This window comes from Methylobacterium sp. J-118 (assembly GCF_057836565.1).
The window spans coordinates 1-21,526 of the sequence record NZ_JBYQFA010000011.1; the positions used below are offsets into that span (position 1 = coordinate 1).

Sequence of the window (21,526 nt, forward strand, 5' to 3'; positions counted from 1 at the left end):
TCAACCGCTTGATCCTCGTCCGTGGCGCCTTCATCGGGCTGCTGCTCGTTGGCCTGGTGGCGTTGGCGGACGGTGTGGTCCGTCAGCAGCTGCAGCAGGCCGCGGGCGAGATGGCCTCACTTTCGGCAACAGAGGTTGCACAGACCGCTGGCGCCATTCGGTGAGCCGGCAGCTGCACGTCCCGGGCTTGATCGCGCTGGTGGCACTTGCCAGCGCCGGGCCGGTCTCGGCCCTGGCGGCCGAGCCGGCCGACCTGCCGGCCCTGGAAAAGGCGTGGCACAGCTGCGTGCGCCAGGCATATGACAGCCAGCCCGAGCGCGACAGCAGGCCGGGCCGGGAGCGCAACGCGCTAGATGAGTGCAAGGCCCATGAAGACCGGTACGTGGCCGCCCTGATGGCCGCCCGCCCAGACGATGCCGACATGCCCATGAACGGCTGGGCACGGACGTGGGCGGCGTACGTGGCGTTCGTGGTGGATCCAGTGAAGGCCTGGATCGAGGCGCTGCGGCGCTGATCTACATCGGAGCCGCCGCGCACCGCCTGCAATAATAGGCCGTGGGCTGGCGCCCCGCGGTGTCCAGTTCCCCCGCATGCGCCAACCCTCACGCGATCGCCCGGCCAAGGCTTCAAGGGCGAGGTGCAAGGAACTGGCCCGCACATCGCCTGTCATCGCGTGTCCACCCGCAACAGCACCGTGTGGTGTCGCGAACGCCTCGGGCACATCAGCGGGGGAAGCGCTGCTTTAGCAGGTGGCTGGGCAGAAAAAAGGCCACCCCCGAAGGAGCGGCCCGAAGTCTTGGGAGGAAACGCCCTTGGGAGGGCTGCAGGACCGCGACGCCATCGCCGTCCCACAGCACCGACCTATGCACCTGCACTGCAGCGAACAACCGCCCATAGGTTGTGGCGCGCGCATAAGTGGCGCTGCTTCTACTCTCAGGTGCGCTTCCACACCATACCTCAGAGCAGCAGCCCACCGTGCCCAGGCCGACGCCGCGGAGATCGAGGCGCAGGCCAAGCGCCGGCTGGCGGATGAGTACGACGCGGCCCAGCAGCGGGGCGAAATCCGATCCAACGGCGAGCGCAGCTTTTCGGCACCGGAAGAGGTCAGCGGCGCCGATCTGATCTCGCCGAAGGCACTCCACGAGGCCCGCCAGCTGCGCGACGCTGAGGCGGCCGATCCTGGCGTGATCCGGCGCACGCTCGATGTCCGGCTGGCAGATGGCCAGGAGCCCACCAAGGCGGCCGTGCGCGTGTAGGATACACGCGCGTGCAGGAGGCCACCTTGGACAACGAGCCCGACACAGGATCCCGCTTCCGGCAGGCCCATACCGAGGCTGCAAACCGCGCCGAGGCCACGGCGCTGCTAATCCGGTGCGGATACCGCGTTTACCGCCCTGAAGCAGATATCGAGGGCGAGGACCTGGTGGTGCGCGATCCCGCGGGCGCGCTGTCCGGCGTGCAGCTCAAGGGCCGGCCCTTAGTGGACTGGCGCCGGTACGGCGGCCGGCAGCTGCTGATGCTGTTCCCATCGGCGTCGTACACCCCCGGGGCGGCGCGCGCGTGGTTCCTCGTGCCCCACGACCTGTTTTTCGAATGGGTGAGGGCCCGGCATGGCCACACCCCGAAATGGGGCGACCTGTGGCACTACCCGTCGATCGGGCGGGATCTGGCGGCATTCCTAGCACCGTACGAGGTACGGCCGCCTGCAGAGCAGCCCCTGCCGGTCGAGTAAGATCCCGTTAACCCAGTGCGCCAAATCTAGCGCACGATAAGCGCTTGTTAACCAGCCATGGACAAGCTGTCTGTGACCCCTAGAGGACTAGTACCCTAGTGGTCAGGCAGGTGCTGACGCGGGTATGGACCCCGCGCCAGACTTCCACTCCTGCCAGGTCCGGGACGTGAGCGGTTCGTCTTGGTCGGCTGGCCGCTCGCGCCTCGTTCCAGGCGTGATGCTCTCAGCAACCTGTTAACACACACTGCACGTGTTCGCTTTTCAGTCACGCGGCAGGCTGTCGCAGCGCTGAAGCGCCATGGCCGCCAGCGCCGCCTTTCCGCCCCTGGTGGTGTTTCAGGAGGGCGATCGCTTCTGGCTGGCTAAGGGCTTCCGCCGGCACGCCGCAGACCTGCAGGCGGATCTGGCAGAGCTGCCGTGCGAGGTGCGCCAGGGTGGCCTGCGCGATGCCATCCTGCACAGTGCCGGCGCCAACGCAGACCACGGTCTGCGCCGCACCAACGCTGACAAGCGCCGCGCTGTACTGATGCTTCTCGAAGACGAGGAGTGGTCGCAGTGGAACAACAGTGAGATCGCACGCCGCTGTGCCGTTGCAGAGAGCTTCGTGCGCAAGCTCAGAGCTGAGCTGCCATCTTCGCACGAAGCGAAGATGCAGCCGGCGCGTATGGTGGAGCGCGGCGGCACCGTCTACCCGATGAAGCCGCACGGATTGGTCAGCGCACGTCAGCCAGCCCCGTGGCCACCTTTAGCGTTGTCCGGTTTAGGGAGGTCCGGCCGGTTGTCGTAGCCGCCGCTCTCGGGACCCACGCCGTCGTCCGGCTCTGGGCTGCCAGGCGAGTTCGGGCCACTGCTGCCAGCTGCAGGATCAGGCTTCTTTGCCTCACCGATCGGCCGGCCTGGCGGCACTGTCCCGAAGGCTTCGCGTGCCGCGTCTACATCCGAGCCCATGTTGGCCTCCGTTGAAGTTGTGGGAGGCCAAGGCGCAGGGTCTGATCGAAGTTCCCGGCCGGACTTTTCGGCGGGAACGTTAGTCCGCCAGCATGGCAATGAGCGAGAACGAGCCGGCAAGCGCGAATGTGCCTGCCACCAGGGCCATGATCAGGAGCATCGGGGGAGCCTCAGGCGCTCAACAGCGCCGCTTCCCATGAACGCATTCGGCTGCGCTCGGTTGCGCGGCCCAATGCTGAGCATCGGCCGCTCGGCCCCGCCCCGATCTGCTCACGGGGCGGAGGAGCGTCTGATCTCACCTGCGGGTGGGCCGATATGCAACCTGGCCCAACAGCAGGATGGCAGAACCCGGTTACGACCGGGTGTATCGTGTGCTTGCGCTCGGCTCAGTATCCGTACCCACCGTAGTAGCCGTACGGGCGGCGGTAGTAGCCGTAGGGTCCGCCGTAGTAGCCCACCGGAGCATACCCGCCGTAGCCATATCCATAACCGCCATAGGGATACCCGTAGCCGCCAGCGAGGCCGTATCCGACAGCTGCACCGGTCAAGAGGCCCAGACCCAGACCGTAGCCGCCGTAGCCATAACCGCGGCCATAGCCATATCCTCGGCCGTAACCGCCGTACCCCCCGCGGAAGCCACCGTAGCCGCCGCGGAAGCCAGCGCCGCGGAAACCGCCGCCATAGCCGCCGCCGCGGAAGCCACCGCCACCAAACCCCCCACCGTGGAAGCCACCACCGCCGAAGCCGCGGGCATCAGCGCCGGTCGGCACGAAGGCGATGGCAGCCAGCAGCGCCGTTGAAGCAAGAGCAAGACGTTTCACAGGATCATCTCCTATCCATGTCGTCACCAAACAACCTGGGTACCCGCAAAACGGATCCGCCCGTGGAATACCCACGGCGTCGCAGTTTTGTATCAATGTGTTGCTGATAGACAAAAAAGCCCGACCCAGGGGAGATGATCCTGGGCCGGGCGCTTCTGCATCGAGCAATACGGGGCGGTGTCGCTCGATGCAGTTGTCGGGTCAATACGGTGGAACGAACAAGAGTTCCACTACTGGGTCGAGCTATCGCTGGCCGATTGCGCCCGCCATCCAGCGCGTCAATCCACGCCGCAATCGAGCAGATCGCGCCTGCGCTGCTCGGAGTTTTCCAGGGCCTCGTCTTGCCAGCTGACCTCGGGCGGATCCGTATCCGCCCTGACCGACCGCGCGCCCGGCATGTACAGGCTGCGCGGGTCGGCGGACAGCGAGCCCGTCGTTTCGGGATCCTGGTCGCAGTCCCGGGCCGGCTGATCAGCCCAGGCGACTGTGGGGCCCGCGCAGACGACCATGGCCGCGGCGATCGCGAGCAGCTTTTTCATAGGGGTCCTGATGGGCCAACGTCGACGGACGTACCGTACCGGCGGTAGGGCCGGACGGCTTAATGAGGGCTTGCGACAGCGGCCACACGTGCGTGAGCGGGGCAGACATGCGTGTCCGCCCTGGCCAAGGTGCACGGTATCGCCGTCACACCAGCGCGTAGCTCGACAGGCCTACTGGCCCATGCAGTGGTTGAAGAACAGGCGCTCCTGGCCGACGTCGGCGTGCTTTTCATAGGCGTAATCGCGGGCCCGGGTTCGGCAGACCGCCGCGCCCGCATTTGCCGGGGTGTTAGCCGTTGCCGCATGCCGCCGCCCATGCGCACGTTGCGCCCAACTGGGGGCGGCCGTCACGGTGGGCACCGCGATTGCCAGGGCGAGGATCAGGATCGGACGGAGCAGGCGCATGCGGTTCGCATAGTGACGCGCACCCTTGGCCACGGCAACTTCCTGCCGTGGATCGAGGCCGAGTTCTCGATGGCTGAGCGATCCGCGCGCCGCTTTATGGACGCGGCCGAGGCCTTTGGGTCCAAATCGGCCAACGTGGCCGATTTGCCCGCATCAGTCCTGTACGAGCTTTCTGCGCCAGCCGCCGAGCCCATCAGGGCCGAGTTCATGCGCGAGGCCGAGGCGGCCGGCGGCGCCATCTCTCCTGTGGACGGCGCGATATGCGCTCTTGGCGCCCTAGGAGCAGGGAATCACCACCAGGGTGCAGTGGAGCTCCACCACCATGCCCGACACCAACACGCCCGACCTGTTCACCACCGCCGGCATCACCCTCGATGCCGAGCCCGCGCCGGCCAAGCCAAAGCGCGCCAGCAGGCCCAGGAAGCCCACGCCAGCCGAGAAGGCGGCAGCGGACCGCCTGGCAGGCGGCCGCCGCCTACGGGCCCCGCAGGCGCCTGGGCAGCGCACCAGGGTCGGCCAGCCGCGCGATCTGAGCCCCACGCCGGTGCTGGCGTTCCCGCTGGCAAGGAACGCTAGCGTGGTAGCTGAGGTGATTGAAAGACTTCCTCACGGATACGCACCTGATCTGGACAAACGGCGCGATCAGGAGGTGAAAAGCCTCGAAAAACGCTTGCTGAGGCAAGGGCTAAAGGGGCAAATTGCTTGGCGATGTGCTCGGGAACTCGTGCATATCGCCTACATGGAACGTGTACGACAAGCTCATAAGGAGGCGGGAATACTATGACATCAGCCCCAAAACGGGGCGGCGGCGCGCAACAGGACAAAATGAAACCCTCACGGCTGGCACCGGAGGGTTTCGAGAAGAAGTCTAACTCGTGTGATCATACACATAGCGCGCCCAACGCCCAGAACCAAGAGCAACCTGTTGCGACGCGGAAGCCGCCGCCGCATATCCTGATGCCTGCCCGCATACGGCGGCAGCAGATCTCAAAGCTGCTTTGGTACCGTCACCGCGGCCCTTGCCGCACGGAGTACGCCATCGTGTACTTCGAGGCGATCGTCGCCCAGCTGGTGATCTGCTGCGCCCCCGGCACCTTGGATTTCGCTGTCACCGAATGGGTAGCCAGGCATACGCCGAACTTGGCAGCCGACGAAATCGAGGAGGTGATGGATCGGTTCCGCAGCTACCAACGGGTGTCGTACAGATCCGAAGATCTCGGACGGCACCTGCAGATCACCGCGCTGGAAAAGGAGCGGCTTGGCCTCACCCACCTCGGGGCCATCGGCGTCACAGCACAGGAGATCGCGGAGCAGCGCCGGATCCGAAACCGGGAGCGTATGAAGGCGAAACGGATTGCCACCGGCGAGACCAAAACGCCGCGTGACCAGTGCATTGCCCGCACCGTCGAGAAGCGTGAGGGCGAGAGCAAAACGGCCTTGTACGAGCGGGTGAAGCGCGAGCGCCAAGCCGCCTTGGCTTAGGCTGGAAAATTTGTGCGCGGTACCTTGTGGTATATGGCGCGCACAAACTTTCCAGGGTGTGCATGTCGTCCTGGCGAAGCGGGGCGGCGGGGCGCCCAGCACCCCCTGGGGTGCGTTATGGGCGACCTCGTCCGACCCGCCCGACCGACCTGGGCACTGGTAGCGTCAGATGCTGGTGCTACGGAGCAAGATGGAGCCCTGTAGCATCACACTAGGGCCTGTGAGCCGCCGCCACGGTTCCGTTTCTCACACCCCGGCGCCAAATTCTCACACCTGCACCTCACATTCTCACACCCTGGCCGCCGATCTCACAATTCCGGGCTGGCGCTCACATCTGCGGTGGTGAGGGGCGCTCGCGGCCCTGACGGGCACGCGCCCCCCACTCCCCTCATCGCGGCGCCACCAAAGGCGGTAACGGCAGCTACCCAGGGATCACATCCGGCGCCATCCGCGGGTGCACGAAGGCAACACCAGTTGCATCCTCCCGCTTCCAGATCACGCGAACGGGTGATGCAGCCGGCTCATGCCCGATGGCCAGGTTGAAGTAGCGGGGCACCGCGGTACCCGGCACAAACGAGAGACAGGCCCCCACCGGTGAGTGGTTCACCACGAGGCAGCGTACCTCGGCATGTACGCCGGGAAACGCCGCGTGGCCCTCGATCGTGGCCCGCACTCGTAGTTTTGCGCGGCGCTCGTACATGTGGTGCACTCAAAACACTTCGTGTATAGGCCACAATACAAGCACCACAGAACTCGTTCAAACTGTAACGAAGTATACTATACAACTCATGAACGCTGATCTGCAGTTGTGATTGCGCCGACGAGGCCGGGGGCGCCACCACCATCGAGGCGTGCATCTTTCGCAGGATCGGCCGCCTCCTATAGAGGCGCCCGACCCGGCTGCACCCCCGCCCGATGGCAGGCGCTCAAATTTGCCCCAGGGCTGGCGCTGGCTGGCCGGGCCATCCGACCACGGGCCATCAGGCTGTCGCCCGCCCACGGGGCAGCCAGAGTAATGGCGGGCCAATCCGCGGCCGGAGTACGGGGGACGATCGAGGGACCGTCTAACGGTGGGAGGAGCCGCGCCGACCGCGCAGCCCCCGAGTTGCGGATTTTTGCCCTTTGCCCAGTGCCAGTCTGGTATCGGGCCGGATCCGACAAAAAACAGCCACCCTGGGCCACCTCTGCCACACCTAAACCACTGTCCAGTCTGATAAAATCGGCTCTCATCCGGGAGTCCAGCATGACTGTTCAGCCCTCGCAACTCCGCCCCAGCCGGGAGATCCGCCAGCTGGTCCAGGCCATAGCCGATGCAGCCGAGATCGAGCGCCAGCAGTACCGTGGCCGGAAGCGCCGGCAGGGCGACCGTGGGCGCTCGTTCTGGGAGGATCCAGACCGGTTCGCCCTCGCCTTCATGGTGTCGATCCAGTTGGCTGGGGAGCACACCGCCATTCGCTTCGGCACCAGGCGTTCGGCCTGGGCCGCGGCTCTACACGCCGCGACGCTCATTGCGCCGGGGCGTGGTCAGCGGGTCGTATACACCCACCGCATCGTGGATGGCGTGCTCCTGGCCAAGGGGGCGTTCAAGGCCGGCCCCGATCGACATGCCAACGCCGCTGCACGGTTGGGCAGGAAGCTGCGGGGGCTGACGGATCTGCCCGAGACCTGGGTTTACCTGTCCGGGTCGCTGCTCTCCGCGTTGAACTCTGGGGCCACCGGCGCCGCCCGCGTCCACACGCAGGCCCTACTCAGGCTGCTCGGGTGGCACGCGATCCCGCCCGGTGTGTGGGATCGGTTCGTGCAGTTGGTTGTGCCCAGCAACATCAACGGGTTGGCAGATCTCTCGTCCAATGACGATCCGCCGATGTACGCTCATGATCGTGGTCGTTCGCGATCAGTCGCCGGCGCAGCACATCGAGCATGACCCCCAGACCCGCCCCGATCCTAAGCACCATCGCCGTTGTCCAGGCCCGCCTGGGCCTTGGCCGGACCAAGGTGCTCGAACTGATCAGGGCGCAGGATCTGCAGGCGGTGAAGTGCGGGCGGCGGGTGCTGATCACGGAAGACAGCATCACGCAGTTGGTCGGGCGGTTGCCCCGCGTCGGCCATGCCACCCAGGGGACCCCGAAGTGAACGCCGCCCACGTCAAAACCACCCTGGCCGCGCTGGCCACCATCGCCACCCCGCCGCACCTGCGGGCCCAGCAAGGCATCGCGTTATCGGCCAGCCCGGCGCCAGGCCCGGCTGCCGGCGCTGTCCCCAAGGACGCGGCGCCGCGCGCGGCCGAGCCGGGCTTCTCCTGGGACGACATCGTGGCCAAGCAGAACGCCCGGAACAGCTTTCACCAGGGGAGCGCGCGATGATGAAGACCTTGAAGTCCCTCATCGGCACCGCTCAGCGCAACGACGCCACCGCGGACGAACTGGCCGTCTCCGTGCGTGACGCCGGCACTGAGCTGCAGACCGCCCGCGCGGCCCTCGCCCAGGCCCAGGAAGCCTATGAGAGCGGCCTACTGAACCCCGACGATGCATACGTGGATGGCCTGGACGCTGCCTGCAGGAAGGCCAAGATCCGCGTTGATCAGGCCAATGCGGTCGCGACCAAGCTGGCCGAACGCCACGCCGTGGCCATCGAGAGGGAGGCCCAAGCCGTTAAGCTGCAGCGGTACCAAGCCGCTACACGGCAGGCGATGGAGATGCGCGAGGTCCTGTTGGAAATGTACCCGGCGGCCGCCCAGGCCGTCGTGGACGTCCTCCGGGCACTCGCTGAAACCGAGATCGCGGTGGAGGCGGCCAACGCCGATCTGCCGGCTGGTGTCGAGCCTATCCCCGGCGTGGAGGCATCCGTCCGCAACCGTCCAGGCTCACTCCCGCAGTTGTTGAGCGAGCAGCAGGTGACCCGGTGGTGCTACCCCGGGGACGCGCGCCCGGATGCGATCGCGCAGCACCTGGTGGAGGTGACGAAGGACGATCGTGGGCTGCTGCGCCACAGCCGGGGTGGCGTCGAGCACTTGGTCAGGCGCACGTTCATTGAGCGGCGGCACTCGGCTTTCGACCCGGGCAACGCGCCTGATCGGCTCGCGATATCCGTCAGCCTGCCGGGCATACAAGCCGGTGAACGGCCGTTCTTCGCGCCGCTCGACCGTCGTGGTGTAGCCGATCCGCATGCTGTCTTGAAGGTGCTCGACCGGCCGGTGGTCGTCTCCCCTCCCACACCTGCGGAGCGGGTGGAGTGGGTGTTGGTCGGCACGGTCGATGCGGAGAACGAGCAGCGCAGGCCCTCGACGCTCGCAGGCCTGCTGTCCGGACAGGCCTGACAGTTTACCGGGCGCGACAGCGCGCCCGGCACCACCCCGAGATCAACAATTACTGGCCCGTCCGTGGAGGTCTGGTCAGTATAGCGGGGCAGACATTGAGGGCTAAGCCGGCAGTCCGACAGCCATAAGTAACCTGCGTGCCCCGCCACTGCAAAGTGTGCAACGTTGAAGGTTACGAGCCGGCACCTTTTACAAGATCCGATCTTGCGCTGCTGCGCCAGGATCGGCCGGCCGCCGCCAGTTCTTGCCCTTCGGGCGGCGGCCTACTTCTCCGAGGATCCCATGAAAATCGAGATCAAGATCTTGGGCCGCGCCGCCGTGGATGTCGGGCACCCGCCCCGGGCTGCAGCAGCTGAACGAGCGCCTGCAGGAACGTGATCTGTTGCAGATCACTGACGTGCGCGAACGAGCCCAGGTGATGGCAAGGGCAGCCGGGCTGGCTGCAGGGGCCTTGGTCGCGTTGGACCAGTTTCTGGACGAGGATGGGCTAGCGGTACCGGTGGTGCTGCAGTGACCGCAGCTTCAGCACGGCGGCCGGCGGTAGGCCGGGCCGCCCCCGAGGCGGACCCGGCCGATGCCTTACGGCACCAGGCATGTCTTCGTGGTGACGATCTTGTGCCAGCCCCAGGGTGTGAGGCCGACGCTGCGGGTTACGTGGCAGCCTGGGCCATAACCGACTGGTACGGCCGCCCGGTAGACCGGATACGGACGCCCGACCACCACGGTTCGGGGCCCACGCCATACCGGATAGGGCCGACCCACCACGATCGTACGGCCGCCGTGCCAGCCACCGCCGTGCCAGCCCGGGCCACCCCAGGCATGATGTCCACCACCATGCGGGTGCCAACCGCCATGATGGCCCCCGTGGTGCCATTCACCGTGGTGGCCACCCCCATGGTGATGCCCGCCCCCGTGGTGGCCGCTATGTCCATGCCCGTGGGCGAAGGCAGGCGAGGCTGCGGTAAGCGTCAGGGCGAAGCCGGCGGCTGCGGCCGCGGCGATGGTGCGAGATGCCATGATCCGTCTCCTGTCCGGCCAGCCGGTGTGGCGGGTCGTAGGGGAACGGTGCGCGCCATTCGGGGCACGCTTGCTGAACAAGCCTGTTAGCATCTGTTCAGTTTTACAGTCTTCGGACAAGCAATTCGGATTTTAGCGCTCTGCCAATTTGGTCGAACCATCTACATTACGTCTTGGACATGAACGAAAACGTGAAGTCTGCCCGACTGGTGCGAGCCGCTGTAGCGAAGACGCCGCCCCCACAGCGTAATGTACGGTGCGTGATCCAAGGCGTGGATGTCGCCACCGTAAAGCGGTTGAGCACGCCGAACCCGCGTGATGTCACCTGCCGGATCCGCTTAGGCGATCAGCCGGCTGAACCTGTACGGCGCCCCCCGTCGAGCCGTACGATCGCCCGGCGACAGGCCGAGGCCGAGGCGGCCGCCAGGGCCGCTTCGGCCGCCCAGGCGCTGGCCAAGCAGGTGCAGCCTGGGCTTCAGCCGCCGGCGGGGCGTCTGTTCGCCACGGATACCGCCGCGCTGCTGCTGCGCGGACCCTTGGGCGGCATTGGCAGCACGGAGCGAATGGTGCGCACCCTGACACCGCTGGCGGCCGGTGGCCGGCATGCTGCAGCGGTGCTGGTGGCAGCTGGTGGCTGGCAGGATGAGGTCGCGTTGCGCGAGGCCCTGACCGCGCTGACCCCCAAGCTGGCGGCATTGGGTCTACGGATTTGCCGACGAAAAGCCGGCTTGCGGATGACGAAGTTGAAGCCAACCAAGCCGACCCTGTAACCGCGTGTTAGCGTCTTGCTGGTCATCTTGGCATTAGCGACCGGGCGCAGCCCGAACGCCGTCAAAGCAGCGCACCGGCTCCAAAGAAAGGGCCCGTGGTGCGCGGCCTCGTCGGCATAGTCGTGGCTGAGGCCCGCCTCCATCCCCCCCGGACGGCGGGCCTCATGCGTTCAGCCACCTGGGCTACGTCGAACAAAGAAAAGGCCACCCCCAAGGGAGCGGCCCGAAGTCTAGGGAGGAAACGCCCTTGGAAGGGCTACGCGACCACGACGCCATCGTGATCCCGCACCGTCAACTTAGCTACCGCAGCGCAGCAAACAACCGTCTAGGAACGCATCTGAGGCGGATCGCGCTGCTCATGTGCGCACGCACACCATTCTGGGGTTCATTGGCTGTGGGCCGGCGCCCTGCGGTCTTCAGTCCCGCCGCACCGCGCCGACCCTCACCCGACCGCCCGGCGAAACCGTTACTATGCAGCCTTCTGGTTGATCTTGCTCTCGGCCATGGCGGTTAGCTTCTGATCCGTGGCCTTTTCTTCGTCCAAAGTCTGCTGCAGTACGCTGGCACAGTCGTCGCGGCCGAGCCGCTTGGCCCAAGCGATCATGGTGCCATACTTTGTGATCTCGTAGTGCTCGACAGCTTGAGCCGAAGCCACTAGCGCAGCGTCAAGCACTTCCTTGTCGCCGACCTCGCCCGCAACTTCGTTCGCCTCCTTGAGAATACCGTCGATCGCCGGACAATCGACAGCCTTCGGCTTGAGACCGTGCATCTGAAACACTTGTTCTAGACGCTTGATTTGCCCTTCGGTTTCCTGCAGGTGTGTCTCAAACCCCTGCTTTAGCTTCGGATCAGTAGCCTTACTGATCATCTTTGGCAGAGCTTTCGCGATCTGTTGCTCAGCATAGTATATATCCTGCAGCTGGTGAACGAACAGATCGTCTAAGGTCTTGATATCGGCTGTGAACAGACCCATGGCGGTCTCCTAAAAAATTAGTCGGATATTCTTTTTGCGGCGGCAGATGACAAGTCTGTGCGCTCATGGCGGAAACAGGTTGGGGAGAAGCGATGTTCCTGCCGGGTCCAACCGCTGCATGGCACAGGCGGCCTAAAGGGTGCGGATCAACCCTCGGAGGGCCGCTATCAGGATGGTGAGGGTTCGGCCCGCGCGACCAGCGGCACCCTCTGTGCGGCGCGTAGCCTGGACCGGTACGGCATCATGCCCTGCAGCTCGCCCGGTCGAACGCGGCGATGGTTGGGCAGCAACGGCACCTGGCCGTAAGGCTCAATGTCCGCGAAGGCCGAGGCGCTGACGTAGAGCCCATCGTGGAACTGGGCGAGGGCAGCGACCACGGAACGGCCGTCCGTATTGAACCGGTAGATGAACTGATCATCCGCATGGTTGCGCCGGCCCTGTCTCAGCCCCGACTGGTCGGGCATGATCGACAGGAGCGCCTTGGCCGTGTCCGGTGCCAGCCCGGCGTTGAGGTAGGCGCCGCACATCACGAACCCGCTGAGGGGCAAGGGGTGGCCGCAATGGTGGCGGTAGAGCGCCATCCCTAGCTTCGCGGCGAAGACATCGAGATAGGCCCGTGTCAGCGGCCCGCTCAACCGCATGACAGTCATCGGGCGGTGGATGCCGCCTGGTGTAGGAAACCACTCGGTGGTGCGCTGGCGCGGGTCGAAGAACTCGCCGAGGAAGCCCGCCGCCTGGGCTTCCAGCATGCCAGCACGCGCCTTCGCCTCCTCGATCTTCCAGCTAGCTTGGTCGTACCGTGGACTGAGCCGCGCGATGAAGCCCGCCACCAGATCCGCGGCGCCGGTACCGTTGTTGCAGGTAGCACACCCGGCGAATACCAGCCCATCCGGTCGTTTCCGCCCCCGGAATATAGATATGGGTGGCATGTGCTCCACCGTGGTGTGCGGAGCCGCGCAGTAGATGCAGCGGGCCTCGGACGCCATGATCTCGGCTTTGCTAGGGTAGCGCATTACTCCTCTCGTTCGTCACACCGGCCGCCCGCATGATGTCTCGCTGACGGCATCGGCATTCGCGCAACGCGGATCAGATGAACAAAATTGCCGCACGTGCTCGAACAAACGTTGTGATAGACATTATATTGCCTGAGTTACCCTCTTTCATTGAATGAAGAGGGGTTCGAAGCGTATCAGTACGGCGATGCGCTGGTGGTGCCAGGGGATACGACCATGCATTGGATGCTCGTCGGCCTAGCCGCCTACGCTGCCGGCACGATGCAGTTTTGGCACCTGTGCAAAAACGCCCCCGTATTCGATGAGGGTGAATCCGCGGTCCTTGAGGGCGTGTTACCGGCTTCCACGCTGTGCAAGGACCGCCGGAATGGTGCGCAGCATGATCGCCAGGTCCCGGCGCAGGCTCCAGCGGCTGGCGTAGTCTAGGTCCAGCGCCACACGCTCGGCGTAGCTCGTGTCCGAGCGCCCTGACACCTGCCACAGCCCGGTAACCCCGGGTGGGACGGCAAAGCAGGTGGCGAACGCCTGGCCATAGCGGGCGACCTCGGCCGGCACGATAGGCCGCGGCCCGACTAGGCTCATCTCGCCGCACAGCACGTTCCACAGCTGCGGCAGTTCGTCGAGCGAGGTCTTGCGCAGGACCTGGCCGATTGCTGTGATGCGCGGGTCGTTGATGAGCTTATGGGTCTCATCCCATTCGGCCCGGGCCTGCGGATCGGCAGCCAAGTGGGCAGCCAGCATGGCCTCGCCGTGGGTTACCATGGAGCGGAACTTCAGGCAGCCGAAGCTGCGCCCGTCGCGGCCGAGGCGCATGTGACGGAAGATCGGCGCACGCCCGTCGCCGGCCCAGACCAGGGCGGCGATAACCAGAAGCAGCGGTAGGAGCAGGAACAGGGCTGTGGCTGCTACCGTGATATCGAGGCCGCGCTTGGCAGCCCAGGTTAGGCGCAGGCCCCGGGCGACGAACGGCGTCTCGGGTAGGACCGTGTCGCCTACCATCTCGGCGACGTTACTCAACTGCACGATCAACTGACCCGCCACGTGCTCAGTTGCTCCCGATATCTCAATCTCATGCTGCGGCGCAAAAACAGCAGCTGAGATGGGGGCTTCGGCATGACGGGGCATGGTCTCAACTCCTCGGGTGAGGCCAATGGCGTGGGTTAATAATTTATCGCTTTCCAGTCTCTAGCAAACGGCAATTGTCTTGCCAAGTTGGCGGCCAAGTGTTTCTGAAAGCACAAATACGTGAAAAACGCTCCAGACGTGGCAGCTTGGCCGCAAATTGGTTGCTAGGGCTGAGGACATACTGCATCGGTTATCTGCGTATAAACTACGCACTTTCTACCGGGCATATGTCGAGATAACGCTTTCCGATGAGGCGTTTGTGCGGCGCGTCAAATTCATCTGAACGACCCATAGTGCGGCGCGTGTAGAAAGTGGAAGCCAGCTTTGTTGAGGCAGCGTGTCGTTTGCCGCGTGCGATTAGACGAGCGCCGGCATGATGCCACGGCATGGCTGCAGGCGAGGTACGACCCGCGCACGATTCTCACCGGCCCGCGCGTTTGGGGTGGCCCGCTGCCTCCTGGCAGCCCTTTGCCGGTTCCGCTGGCCGTGCGGATTCCGAATTGAGCTCCAACCTCACAAGCCTGGGCCGGCCGCTCGCCGCTTTCCGCGAGCGGCCGGCCGGCCTAGGCGCCCGCACCGCGTGCCGCAGGCCAGGTGGTGCGATTCGCACGTGCAGCGGGCTCCTGCTCCGGCTTAAATCGGGCAGCGGCTCCCTTAAAATTACTACCGATCCCCGTGCCCAGCACAGATTGGCACCCTGTGCCCAGATCCGCCCTGGCGCTGCGGGGCAGCCGCAGGCGCAGCCAGGCGGCCCACTCCGCGCTGGCGATCCGCAGCACGTTGGTGTCGTTGCGGAAGCCGGTGATCCGGCGCGCCTCGATGGTCAGCAGGCCCACCAGGGCGGCCTGGCGCATCGCGCGCCGCACGGTGGTCTCGCTAACGCCGGCCAGGGCCGCGATCGCGCCCACCGCCAGGGTGCAGGTGCCCCGGGCCGCGATGTGCTTGCCCACCACGGCCATCACAGCCTGTTCCCCGGGGGTGAACGCCGCCGCCAGCTTGAGGGGCATGTACCCGCCCGCGGCCCAGTGCCGGCGCCGGATCTTGCTCTCAGGCGTGCGGGGGCGCGATCCGGTGCCGTGGTGCGGCTGCGCGGGCGCGGTCCCCTGCCCTGCTGGGGCAGGGGCCGCAGCCGGCAGCACCTGGGCGCACACGGCGGCCAACGTGCGGCCGCGGGTCGGTACCGCCTGCCCTACCCGGCGCCGTGCGGCCAGCAGGCCGTCCAGCTGCTCATACTGGGCATCCGTCAGGCCGCCGGCGCCATAGGCTTGGGCCATGGCAGACGCCACGGTGGCGAGCCTATCCAGCGCTGCCGCCTCGATGGCGGCGCGCATCTCCTCGAACACGAACATCCGTTCCCGGTCCCTTACGGGCCGCGGCTAGGGTCCAGGCACGACTTCTCGGTGCGAGAATTGGCGTTCTCGCTTGACACCTAGAGGTGCCATGTGGCTGATGGGGATTGTCTGTGGGCCCCACCAGGCCACTTCGATTTCGCGGCCCTCCTGTTTGGCGACAGGGGGGCCGTAGTCGTTTCAGGGCTATCTCGCGGCGGTGATCTCTCCCAATCCGGTAGGGAATCGCCCTGATTCCCTGACCGGAAACCTCCATGTCGGCCGAAGCGGTGCCGTTCGTCAAACGCCCCTGCCAGCACGCCGGTATGCTAGCGCGACAGTGTGCTGGTATCTAGCCGACCAGGGCCAGAATTTTGCAGTAGCGTGCCTGTGCACTAATGCAGCTGCATGCCGGCATACAGGCGCGCCAGTGCATCGGTATGCCCGTGCAGCAGCGTGCCAGCGTGCTGCTGGATCAGTGGGCCAGTGCACCTATGTGCCGGCGTAACAGCGTACCGCCACGCCAGTGGACTGGCTTAACGGTTCAGTAGCATGCCGGTGCGCAGGTATGGCTGTGAGCTAGTACAGCAGCAGGGGGAGCCCATGCGGGTCCTGAGCCTCGTCACCCAGAAGGGTGGCACCGGGAAGAGCGCTTTGACCGTAAGCCTTGCGGTGGCAGCTGAGGCTGCCGGGGAGCGAGTGTGCATCCTCGACCTAGATCCGCAGGGGACATCTACGGGCTGGTACGAGACGCGATCGGCCGAGACGCCTGCCGTGCTGGATCACAACCAAGCAGGTACGGTTCCCGAGACCCTGGGCAGGTTGCGGACCGCAGGGTTCACCCTGGTGGTGATCGACACGCCTGGCATCGACAGCCACGCCACCCGCGGGGCCATGCGGGAGGCCACGTTGGCCTTGGTGCCCGTGCGGCCCAGCGAGGCAGACGTAAAGGCCACCATGCCTACCATCCGGGCCTTGGAGGCGATGGGTCGCCCGTACGCCTTGGTCATCAATCAGGCGCCCACGAACAAGCAGGCCCGGCTTACCACTGCGGTCACGATGCGGCTCAGCACATCGGGGGAGGTGGCGCCGGTACCGGTCGCCGCCCGGATCGACCACCAGTACGCCTATGCCCTCGGGCAGGGCGTTCACGAATTCGCCCCGGACGGAAAGGCCGCCGCAGAGATCGGTGAGCTATGGGCCTGGGCCAGCAAGAAGATGGGAGCAGACAATGGCACCGCCGAAGCGAAACGCCGCGCTTGAGGCTTTAGGCGGGACACCGAAGGCAGCCGCGGCGCCGGTTCATGCTGTGGCCGAGCTGGTGGAAGCGCCAGCCCCCGCCAAGCCCGCCAAGGACGTGGCCAAGGTGATGCTCTACCTGCATCCTAAGGTGGCGCGGAAGTTCAAGGAGATCGCGTTCACTGAGGATCGCAAGGCGCACGATGTGTACCTCGATGCCCTGGACGCCTACCTAACCGCGCAGGGGCACGGCGGCCTAAAAGGCGTGTCAGGACGGTAGTGTGTCAGGACAGTAGTGTGCAGTCGCAACAGTGCACGATTATACTAATACACTGTCGTCATTGGATCATGGTTAACGCATCATTAACCCCCGCTCGGCAGGTTGTTCCTGTGCCGCATGGGCCGGGGGCTTCAGCCGGCCAGGATCTGTCAGGGCTACAGCCATGATCGAAGCCGCCATCCTCGCCGCACTGGCAGCTGCCTTGGGCGCCGCCGCAGCCGGCGCCGTCAGCGGGCCCGGGGCCGAATGATCACCGCATGCTTCCTTGTCGGCCTGTCTGGCGTGTGTGCCGGGATTGGGCTCGCCGTAGCTGCCCTTGAACGGACGGCAATGCCTCCGGTACAGCGGCGGCGGTAAGCGACCACGAGGGTACAGCCCCCCGCGTCGCCACTTGGGAATAGCGGGTCGGGCGTTGAACGAAGCCTCTTCGAGCGCTGGTCGCCTCGCCCTTCAACGCGAAGTCGCCGAACTCAAGCAGCAGCTGGCTGAGACCCAGGACCAGTGCGTCGAGCTGGCGGTGGACGCCGGCGAGCTGCACGCGCAGATTCAGGCACTACAGGACGAACTGGCTCGCGTACGGGCCGATCGAGACGCTTGGCGCGCTGCGGCCCTGGCAGCTGGCAGGGCGGTCGCCTGATCAGCTACTCGACGGTGTGCCATTTCACCGGCGGCAGGTCCGGCCCGAGCGTGGTCGCGTCACGCTGGTAGAACCGCCGCCGGTTGACCGCACTGCCGTCTACCGCGATGGCCGAGGGCATGAGTGGGGGCTGTCGGACTGGGTGTTTGCCGCCAGGGTTGGCTGAGCCACCACGGCCACCACCATGCTGATCCGGCGGGAGCACCATTTTGTTCTTGCTAACGCGAGGGGTAGGGCCTCCTAGCATTCTTTGCCGACGATCAGGCAAATATGCCGGTCTAAATGCTGGGGGGAACTATGACTAGAAGACCAGCCAACACGTTAGCTCGTTGGGAAATCGCCATTGTTAAATCGATGCTTGCAAAAGGGTACGTCCCACAAGATATTCAAGCTTATTTTACCCGGCCGTCACGCTCAATAAATCACGCACGTATAAGTGAGATCAGAGACGAGTTAAAACATCGAGGCATCAAGGCAGCAACCGCAGAACAACTTGACAGCTTTCTTTCGGCTTGGCCGAACGTCGACGCGGAAACCGGTCTGCACCACTTAGGTGACGAACTGTTAGTAAAGGCACGGGAGGCCATGACAGCGGCCGTCTATACGTTTAATGGTGCTGGTTTATATTTTCGTACGGAAATTTTTATTACAATTGCCATTATAGCTTGGACTTATATGCTCCACGAATACTATCGTCGCAAAAGCGTGGACTATCGATACAAGCGGGGTGGTACTGTCGTACGAACCAGCGAAGGCGCAGAAAAGTATTGGGAATTACACCAGTGTATAACAACAGGCCACTGCCCGCTTGATAAGGGTGTCATAAACAATCTTAAATTCCTTATTGAGATCAGGAACGAGATAGAACACAGGATGACGACCCGTATCGACAATTTATTGAGTACAAAACTTCAAGCGTGCTGTCTAAATTTTAATGACGCATTGAAAGATCTTTTCGGAAAAGAATTTGCGCTCGAAAAACGCTTACCTATTGCATTGCAATTCGTTACCTTTGATGGAGCACAGCGATCCAGTTTAACCGGCGCAGATGTACCGGCCCATATCTCTACGGCTATGGATAATTTCCACAAGACGCTGACGGAGGATGAGCGGAGAGATCATCGATTTCGGTACCGTGTTGCCCTCATACCCATGGTTACAAGTAAATTATCTAACAGTGATTTAGCTGTCGAACTTGTTAAGCCAGGATCTCCAGAGGCTGAAGCTGCCGAGCGTGTGTTACTAAAGGAGGTTGAGAGGCAAAAGTATCTCCCTTCACAAATCATAGAAAAAATAAAGGCGGCTGGTTTTACAGATTTTAATATGCGTGATCACACATTGATTTGTAATGACATAAAGGCAAAGAACCCGGGAAAGGGTTATGGGGTTACCGTAGCCAAAACTTGGTATTGGTACGAACACTGGGTCGACGCGATCATAGCAAAGCTGGCAGGTGGCTGGACGCGGCCGAAAAAAAGGGCGTAACTACCTAATAACGAGGTCTTTCACCTGCCACACCCGGGTCGATGTCCAAATACCACCCCGCGCCGCCGGGATCCTGCGCCTGTCCTACGCGGCAAGGCGCTGGCGCAGCCGTCGCACCCCAGCAGGCGTCCACGCGCCGGTACCCGACACGGTGGGCACCTCCTCGCCGTTGAGCGCCCGTGCAAGCCCGTGCAGGGACAGGGCACCACCCGGGTCCAGGCGCGCGACCACAGGCGCCAGTGCCTGGGCGCGGGCCTGAGCCTTCTTGGTCTTGGCCGCGCGGGCCTGGGCGGCCTCCTGGGCCGTCCCAGGCCTCCCACGGAAGCCGCCCAGGACGACGCCGCGTGCCTTGGCGGCCTGCAAGGCGGCCTTCGTCCTGGCGCTGATCATCTCCCGCTCGTGCTCGGCCACGGCCGCCAGGATGTGGATCGTGAGCCGGTTCGCCTGCGGGAAATCCACCGCCACGAACTCCACCCCACCATCCATGAGCGTGGAGATAAAGGCCACGTTGCGCGCCAGCCGATCCAGCTTGGCGATGATGAGCGTGGCCCGGTGGGCGCGGCATAGAGCCAGGGCTTCGGCCAGCTGCGGGCGATCGCTGCGCCGGCCGCTCTCAACCTCCACGAGTTCGGCTACGAGCCGACCGCCGCCGACGTAGCCGGCGACCGCCGTGCGCTGGGCTTCGAGCCCTAGACCGGATCGGCCCTGCCGATCGGTTGAGACCCGCAGGTATGAAACGAAGCGTCCCGCCACGGCCCTGGCCCCTGTCGGATGCCGGTCTGTGCATCCCTCGATGCCCAGTGCGATACGGCAGGTGTCTCGCCAGTTCGTTACCGTCCTGGCCGTCTACAGCGGGTAGCCCAGTCCTGGGCCTGCGCCGGTGGCAACCAATGGTGGCCACCGGCGGCGTGCCGTAATCCAGCGGGCGTCGCTCCGGCTTCGGGGGTTGAAGCCGAACGGCGAGCGAGCCGAGCCATGTCCCTCAAGGCTCGGCCCGGGCCTTTGAGCTAATGCAGGCTGTCCGTGATGCTCTGCACTTGGCCATCCGCCAGCATCTTCTCCCAGTGGGTGCCCACAATCCCACAGACCAAAGCTGCAGCCCAGCGGGGCTGTACATCGCGCGTTACGCGCACGGGGTCGGCAAACCGGTCGCACAGATCATACAGGCCTGATTTGCTTGACCGCTGAATTTGCCTCAACACCAGCTGGCCGCTGTCCAGGCAAACGATCGCCTCCCGGCCCACCATTGCTGTCAGATCCGATGTGGGGTCGTCGCACAACATGATGTCGTACCCCGAAGGCAGCTCTGATCTGGTCGGGTTGTCCGAGTTGCGCTTGTACGCGCGCCGGTCGCTGCAAAGTTGATCAGTGCAGAGCACGTCATCCAGTAAGCCCAAATCATTGGCAGGCGCGTAATTATTGGCAATTGTCTTCCATTCGCCTTTCATGTAAATGGCGCTTCCTCTTGCTGGTGGTGTTGAGCTTCGGAACAAAATCGCTCCGTACGCGATCTATATGAAGCTATTCGTGCATTGATCAAGGAAAAATTACGCCGTTTTAGTTAGAGCAGTGTGCTGCATCCAAGTGCACACGCTGCGTGTACACGCTGTCAGACGCTATCAAATCGCCTCTTGTGCTTACAACGACTTAGGCCAGTGATCAGATTGCCTGACTACACGATTACATGGTTCGTGGACCTGCTGTTCGGTGGATCAATTGCAACCGCTCTGGCCACGATCATCCTGTGCGCCAGCCAGCCGGCAGCCCAGGCCCGCGACGGCATAGGGGTGGGCGGTGCCGCGGCGCTAGGCGTACTCGGCGGTGTGGTCGCCGGCACTGCGATCGCCTCAGCCAACAACGGCTATTACCCCGGCCAGCCGGTCTACCGCGCCCCGCCGCCGGTCTACGTCGAGGAAGTCTGCCACGTGGAACGGCGCGGCTTCATCGATCCCTACGGCGTCGAGCACATCCGTCGCGTGCGGGTCTGCGAGTAAGGCAGGCCGCGCGAGCGCTTGCCATTCCCGGCGGACGCTCCTAGCCTGAAGGTCTCGGCGCGCATCGCATGCGGCGCCAACACCGGAGAGGAGGTCAGCCATGAGACATCACGGCACCAGCCCCCGAGCATCGCGCACCGCTGATGCGGACAAGGACAGTCCACCCAACCACGACCAGCAGGGATAGTGGCTCTTCGAGCGGTAATTTCCTTGGCGTGCTGGATCGAAGAGTGTGAACCCTGCAAAAACCCGCCGCCTCAGGACGGCGGGTTTTTTTATGGGCTCTCGCTGTCTCCACGCCGGTGCTAAAGGAAGCCGAGCGACCCCTGCTGTTCGCATTTTGTACCGATGTGGCGGCGGCGCGGCAGCCGGCGCTTTCCGGTTCAGCTAGGGTGTTGGCGTCATCAAGGCGCCCCCCATGC

General features: G+C 64.5%; 27 protein-coding genes. 17 read left to right on the forward strand and 10 right to left on the reverse strand.

The genetic code is table 11. From position 1 onward, the window contains the following. Positions 1 to 160 precede the first annotated feature (160 nt). The 4 genes from AC3IF3_RS31025 (at position 161) to AC3IF3_RS31040 (ending at position 2,519) form a co-directional block, all read left to right on the forward strand. The gene (locus tag AC3IF3_RS31025; protein ID WP_489231877.1) at positions 161 to 514 is read left to right on the forward strand and encodes a hypothetical protein; all 354 of its coding nucleotides are present in this window, start codon (positions 161 to 163) and stop codon (positions 512 to 514) included. Between the two features lie 298 nt (positions 515 to 812). Beyond that, positions 813 to 1,256 carry a hypothetical protein gene (locus tag AC3IF3_RS31030; protein WP_489231879.1) on the forward strand — a complete coding sequence of 148 codons (444 nt, stop codon included), beginning with the start codon at positions 813 to 815 and terminating at the stop codon, positions 1,254 to 1,256. A gap of 11 nt (positions 1,257 to 1,267) precedes the next feature. Beyond that, positions 1,268 to 1,732 carry a hypothetical protein gene (locus AC3IF3_RS31035; protein ID WP_489231881.1) on the forward strand — a complete coding sequence of 155 codons (465 nt, stop codon included), beginning with the start codon at positions 1,268 to 1,270 and terminating at the stop codon, positions 1,730 to 1,732. 298 nt (positions 1,733 to 2,030) lie between these two features. Continuing rightward, entirely contained in the window at positions 2,031 to 2,519 is a 489-nt protein-coding gene (locus AC3IF3_RS31040) for a hypothetical protein (RefSeq protein WP_489231883.1), read from the forward strand. Between the two features lie 547 nt (positions 2,520 to 3,066). Here the strand turns inward: AC3IF3_RS31040 and AC3IF3_RS31045 are convergent. From AC3IF3_RS31045 to AC3IF3_RS31055, 3 genes are all read right to left on the reverse strand, one after another. Continuing rightward, positions 3,067 to 3,501: a hypothetical protein gene (locus AC3IF3_RS31045; protein ID WP_489218398.1), complete on the reverse strand. Its 435-nt coding sequence runs from the start codon at positions 3,499 to 3,501 to the stop codon at positions 3,067 to 3,069. A 278-nt stretch (positions 3,502 to 3,779) separates the two neighbouring features. Continuing rightward, the gene (locus AC3IF3_RS31050; RefSeq protein ID WP_489231884.1) at positions 3,780 to 4,040 is read right to left on the reverse strand and encodes a hypothetical protein; all 261 of its coding nucleotides are present in this window, start codon (positions 4,038 to 4,040) and stop codon (positions 3,780 to 3,782) included. A 171-nt stretch (positions 4,041 to 4,211) separates the two neighbouring features. Continuing rightward, positions 4,212 to 4,478: a hypothetical protein gene (locus tag AC3IF3_RS31055; protein WP_489231885.1), complete on the reverse strand. Its 267-nt coding sequence runs from the start codon at positions 4,476 to 4,478 to the stop codon at positions 4,212 to 4,214. A gap of 289 nt (positions 4,479 to 4,767) precedes the next feature. Between AC3IF3_RS31055 and AC3IF3_RS31060 the strand changes: the two genes are divergently transcribed. The 7 genes from AC3IF3_RS31060 (at position 4,768) to AC3IF3_RS31090 (ending at position 9,757) form a co-directional block, all read left to right on the forward strand. Further along, positions 4,768 to 5,229 carry a hypothetical protein gene (locus AC3IF3_RS31060; RefSeq protein WP_489231887.1) on the forward strand — a complete coding sequence of 154 codons (462 nt, stop codon included), beginning with the start codon at positions 4,768 to 4,770 and terminating at the stop codon, positions 5,227 to 5,229. Continuing rightward, entirely contained in the window at positions 5,226 to 5,927 is a 702-nt protein-coding gene (locus AC3IF3_RS31065) for a hypothetical protein (RefSeq protein ID WP_489231888.1), read from the forward strand. Before AC3IF3_RS31060 ends, AC3IF3_RS31065 begins: the two co-directional genes overlap by 4 nt. Positions 5,928 to 7,170: 1,243 nt before the next feature. Then, positions 7,171 to 7,851, forward strand: coding sequence for a hypothetical protein (locus tag AC3IF3_RS31070; protein WP_489231890.1), 681 nt, complete (start codon positions 7,171 to 7,173; stop codon positions 7,849 to 7,851). Beyond that, a complete protein-coding gene (locus AC3IF3_RS31075; protein WP_489231892.1) occupies positions 7,848 to 8,060 on the forward strand; it encodes a helix-turn-helix domain-containing protein in 213 nt (70 codons plus the stop codon). Before AC3IF3_RS31070 ends, AC3IF3_RS31075 begins: the two co-directional genes overlap by 4 nt. Next, positions 8,057 to 8,290: a hypothetical protein gene (locus tag AC3IF3_RS31080; protein WP_489231893.1), complete on the forward strand. Its 234-nt coding sequence runs from the start codon at positions 8,057 to 8,059 to the stop codon at positions 8,288 to 8,290. The genes AC3IF3_RS31075 and AC3IF3_RS31080 overlap by 4 nt, the downstream gene beginning before the upstream one ends. Then, a complete protein-coding gene (locus AC3IF3_RS31085) occupies positions 8,287 to 9,243 on the forward strand; it encodes a hypothetical protein (RefSeq protein WP_489231894.1) in 957 nt (318 codons plus the stop codon). Before AC3IF3_RS31080 ends, AC3IF3_RS31085 begins: the two co-directional genes overlap by 4 nt. Positions 9,244 to 9,565: 322 nt before the next feature. Further along, the gene (locus AC3IF3_RS31090) at positions 9,566 to 9,757 is read left to right on the forward strand and encodes a hypothetical protein (RefSeq protein WP_489231895.1); all 192 of its coding nucleotides are present in this window, start codon (positions 9,566 to 9,568) and stop codon (positions 9,755 to 9,757) included. 65 nt (positions 9,758 to 9,822) lie between these two features. Here the strand turns inward: AC3IF3_RS31090 and AC3IF3_RS31095 are convergent, their stop codons facing one another. Continuing rightward, entirely contained in the window at positions 9,823 to 10,260 is a 438-nt protein-coding gene (locus AC3IF3_RS31095; RefSeq protein ID WP_489220944.1) for a hypothetical protein, read from the reverse strand. Between the two features lie 272 nt (positions 10,261 to 10,532). Between AC3IF3_RS31095 and AC3IF3_RS31100 the strand changes: the two genes are divergently transcribed. After that, positions 10,533 to 11,030, forward strand: a complete 498-nt coding sequence (locus AC3IF3_RS31100; RefSeq protein ID WP_489231897.1) for a hypothetical protein — start codon at positions 10,533 to 10,535, stop codon at positions 11,028 to 11,030. A gap of 469 nt (positions 11,031 to 11,499) precedes the next feature. On the opposite strand, the gene AC3IF3_RS31105 is transcribed toward AC3IF3_RS31100, so the two are convergent. The 4 genes from AC3IF3_RS31105 to AC3IF3_RS31120 all read right to left on the reverse strand — a co-directional run bounded on the left by AC3IF3_RS31105 (position 11,500) and on the right by AC3IF3_RS31120 (position 15,490). Next, complete coding sequence (locus AC3IF3_RS31105) at positions 11,500 to 12,003, reverse strand: YciE/YciF ferroxidase family protein (RefSeq protein WP_489231898.1); 504 nt, start codon at positions 12,001 to 12,003, stop codon at positions 11,500 to 11,502. 167 nt (positions 12,004 to 12,170) lie between these two features. Further along, positions 12,171 to 13,016 carry a hypothetical protein gene (locus AC3IF3_RS31110; protein WP_489231899.1) on the reverse strand — a complete coding sequence of 282 codons (846 nt, stop codon included), beginning with the start codon at positions 13,014 to 13,016 and terminating at the stop codon, positions 12,171 to 12,173. Positions 13,017 to 13,349: 333 nt separating this feature from the next. After that, entirely contained in the window at positions 13,350 to 14,141 is a 792-nt protein-coding gene (locus AC3IF3_RS31115; RefSeq protein WP_489231900.1) for a sugar transferase, read from the reverse strand. Between the two features lie 563 nt (positions 14,142 to 14,704). Beyond that, entirely contained in the window at positions 14,705 to 15,490 is a 786-nt protein-coding gene (locus AC3IF3_RS31120) for a hypothetical protein (RefSeq protein WP_489231901.1), read from the reverse strand. Positions 15,491 to 16,072: 582 nt separating this feature from the next. Here AC3IF3_RS31120 and AC3IF3_RS31125 point away from each other — a divergent pair. From AC3IF3_RS31125 to AC3IF3_RS31140, 4 genes are all read left to right on the forward strand, one after another. After that, entirely contained in the window at positions 16,073 to 16,732 is a 660-nt protein-coding gene (locus AC3IF3_RS31125) for a nucleotide-binding protein (RefSeq protein WP_489231902.1), read from the forward strand. A 58-nt stretch (positions 16,733 to 16,790) separates the two neighbouring features. Next, positions 16,791 to 16,988 carry a hypothetical protein gene (locus tag AC3IF3_RS31130; RefSeq protein WP_489220972.1) on the forward strand — a complete coding sequence of 66 codons (198 nt, stop codon included), beginning with the start codon at positions 16,791 to 16,793 and terminating at the stop codon, positions 16,986 to 16,988. A 412-nt stretch (positions 16,989 to 17,400) separates the two neighbouring features. Further along, entirely contained in the window at positions 17,401 to 17,625 is a 225-nt protein-coding gene (locus AC3IF3_RS31135) for a hypothetical protein (protein WP_489231904.1), read from the forward strand. Between the two features lie 282 nt (positions 17,626 to 17,907). Further along, positions 17,908 to 19,110 carry a DUF3644 domain-containing protein gene (locus AC3IF3_RS31140; protein WP_489231905.1) on the forward strand — a complete coding sequence of 401 codons (1,203 nt, stop codon included), beginning with the start codon at positions 17,908 to 17,910 and terminating at the stop codon, positions 19,108 to 19,110. Between the two features lie 84 nt (positions 19,111 to 19,194). Here the strand turns inward: AC3IF3_RS31140 and AC3IF3_RS31145 are convergent, their stop codons facing one another. Both AC3IF3_RS31145 and AC3IF3_RS31150 read right to left on the reverse strand, forming a co-directional pair. Continuing rightward, on the reverse strand, positions 19,195 to 19,863 hold the full coding sequence (locus AC3IF3_RS31145) for a recombinase family protein (RefSeq protein WP_489231906.1): 669 nt from the start codon (positions 19,861 to 19,863) through the stop codon (positions 19,195 to 19,197). Positions 19,864 to 20,117: 254 nt separating this feature from the next. Further along, positions 20,118 to 20,558, reverse strand: a complete 441-nt coding sequence (locus AC3IF3_RS31150) for a hypothetical protein (RefSeq protein WP_489231907.1) — start codon at positions 20,556 to 20,558, stop codon at positions 20,118 to 20,120. 216 nt (positions 20,559 to 20,774) lie between these two features. Between AC3IF3_RS31150 and AC3IF3_RS31155 the strand changes: the two genes are divergently transcribed. Continuing rightward, positions 20,775 to 21,104, forward strand: coding sequence for a hypothetical protein (locus tag AC3IF3_RS31155; protein ID WP_489231908.1), 330 nt, complete (start codon positions 20,775 to 20,777; stop codon positions 21,102 to 21,104). Positions 21,105 to 21,526 lie beyond the last annotated feature (422 nt).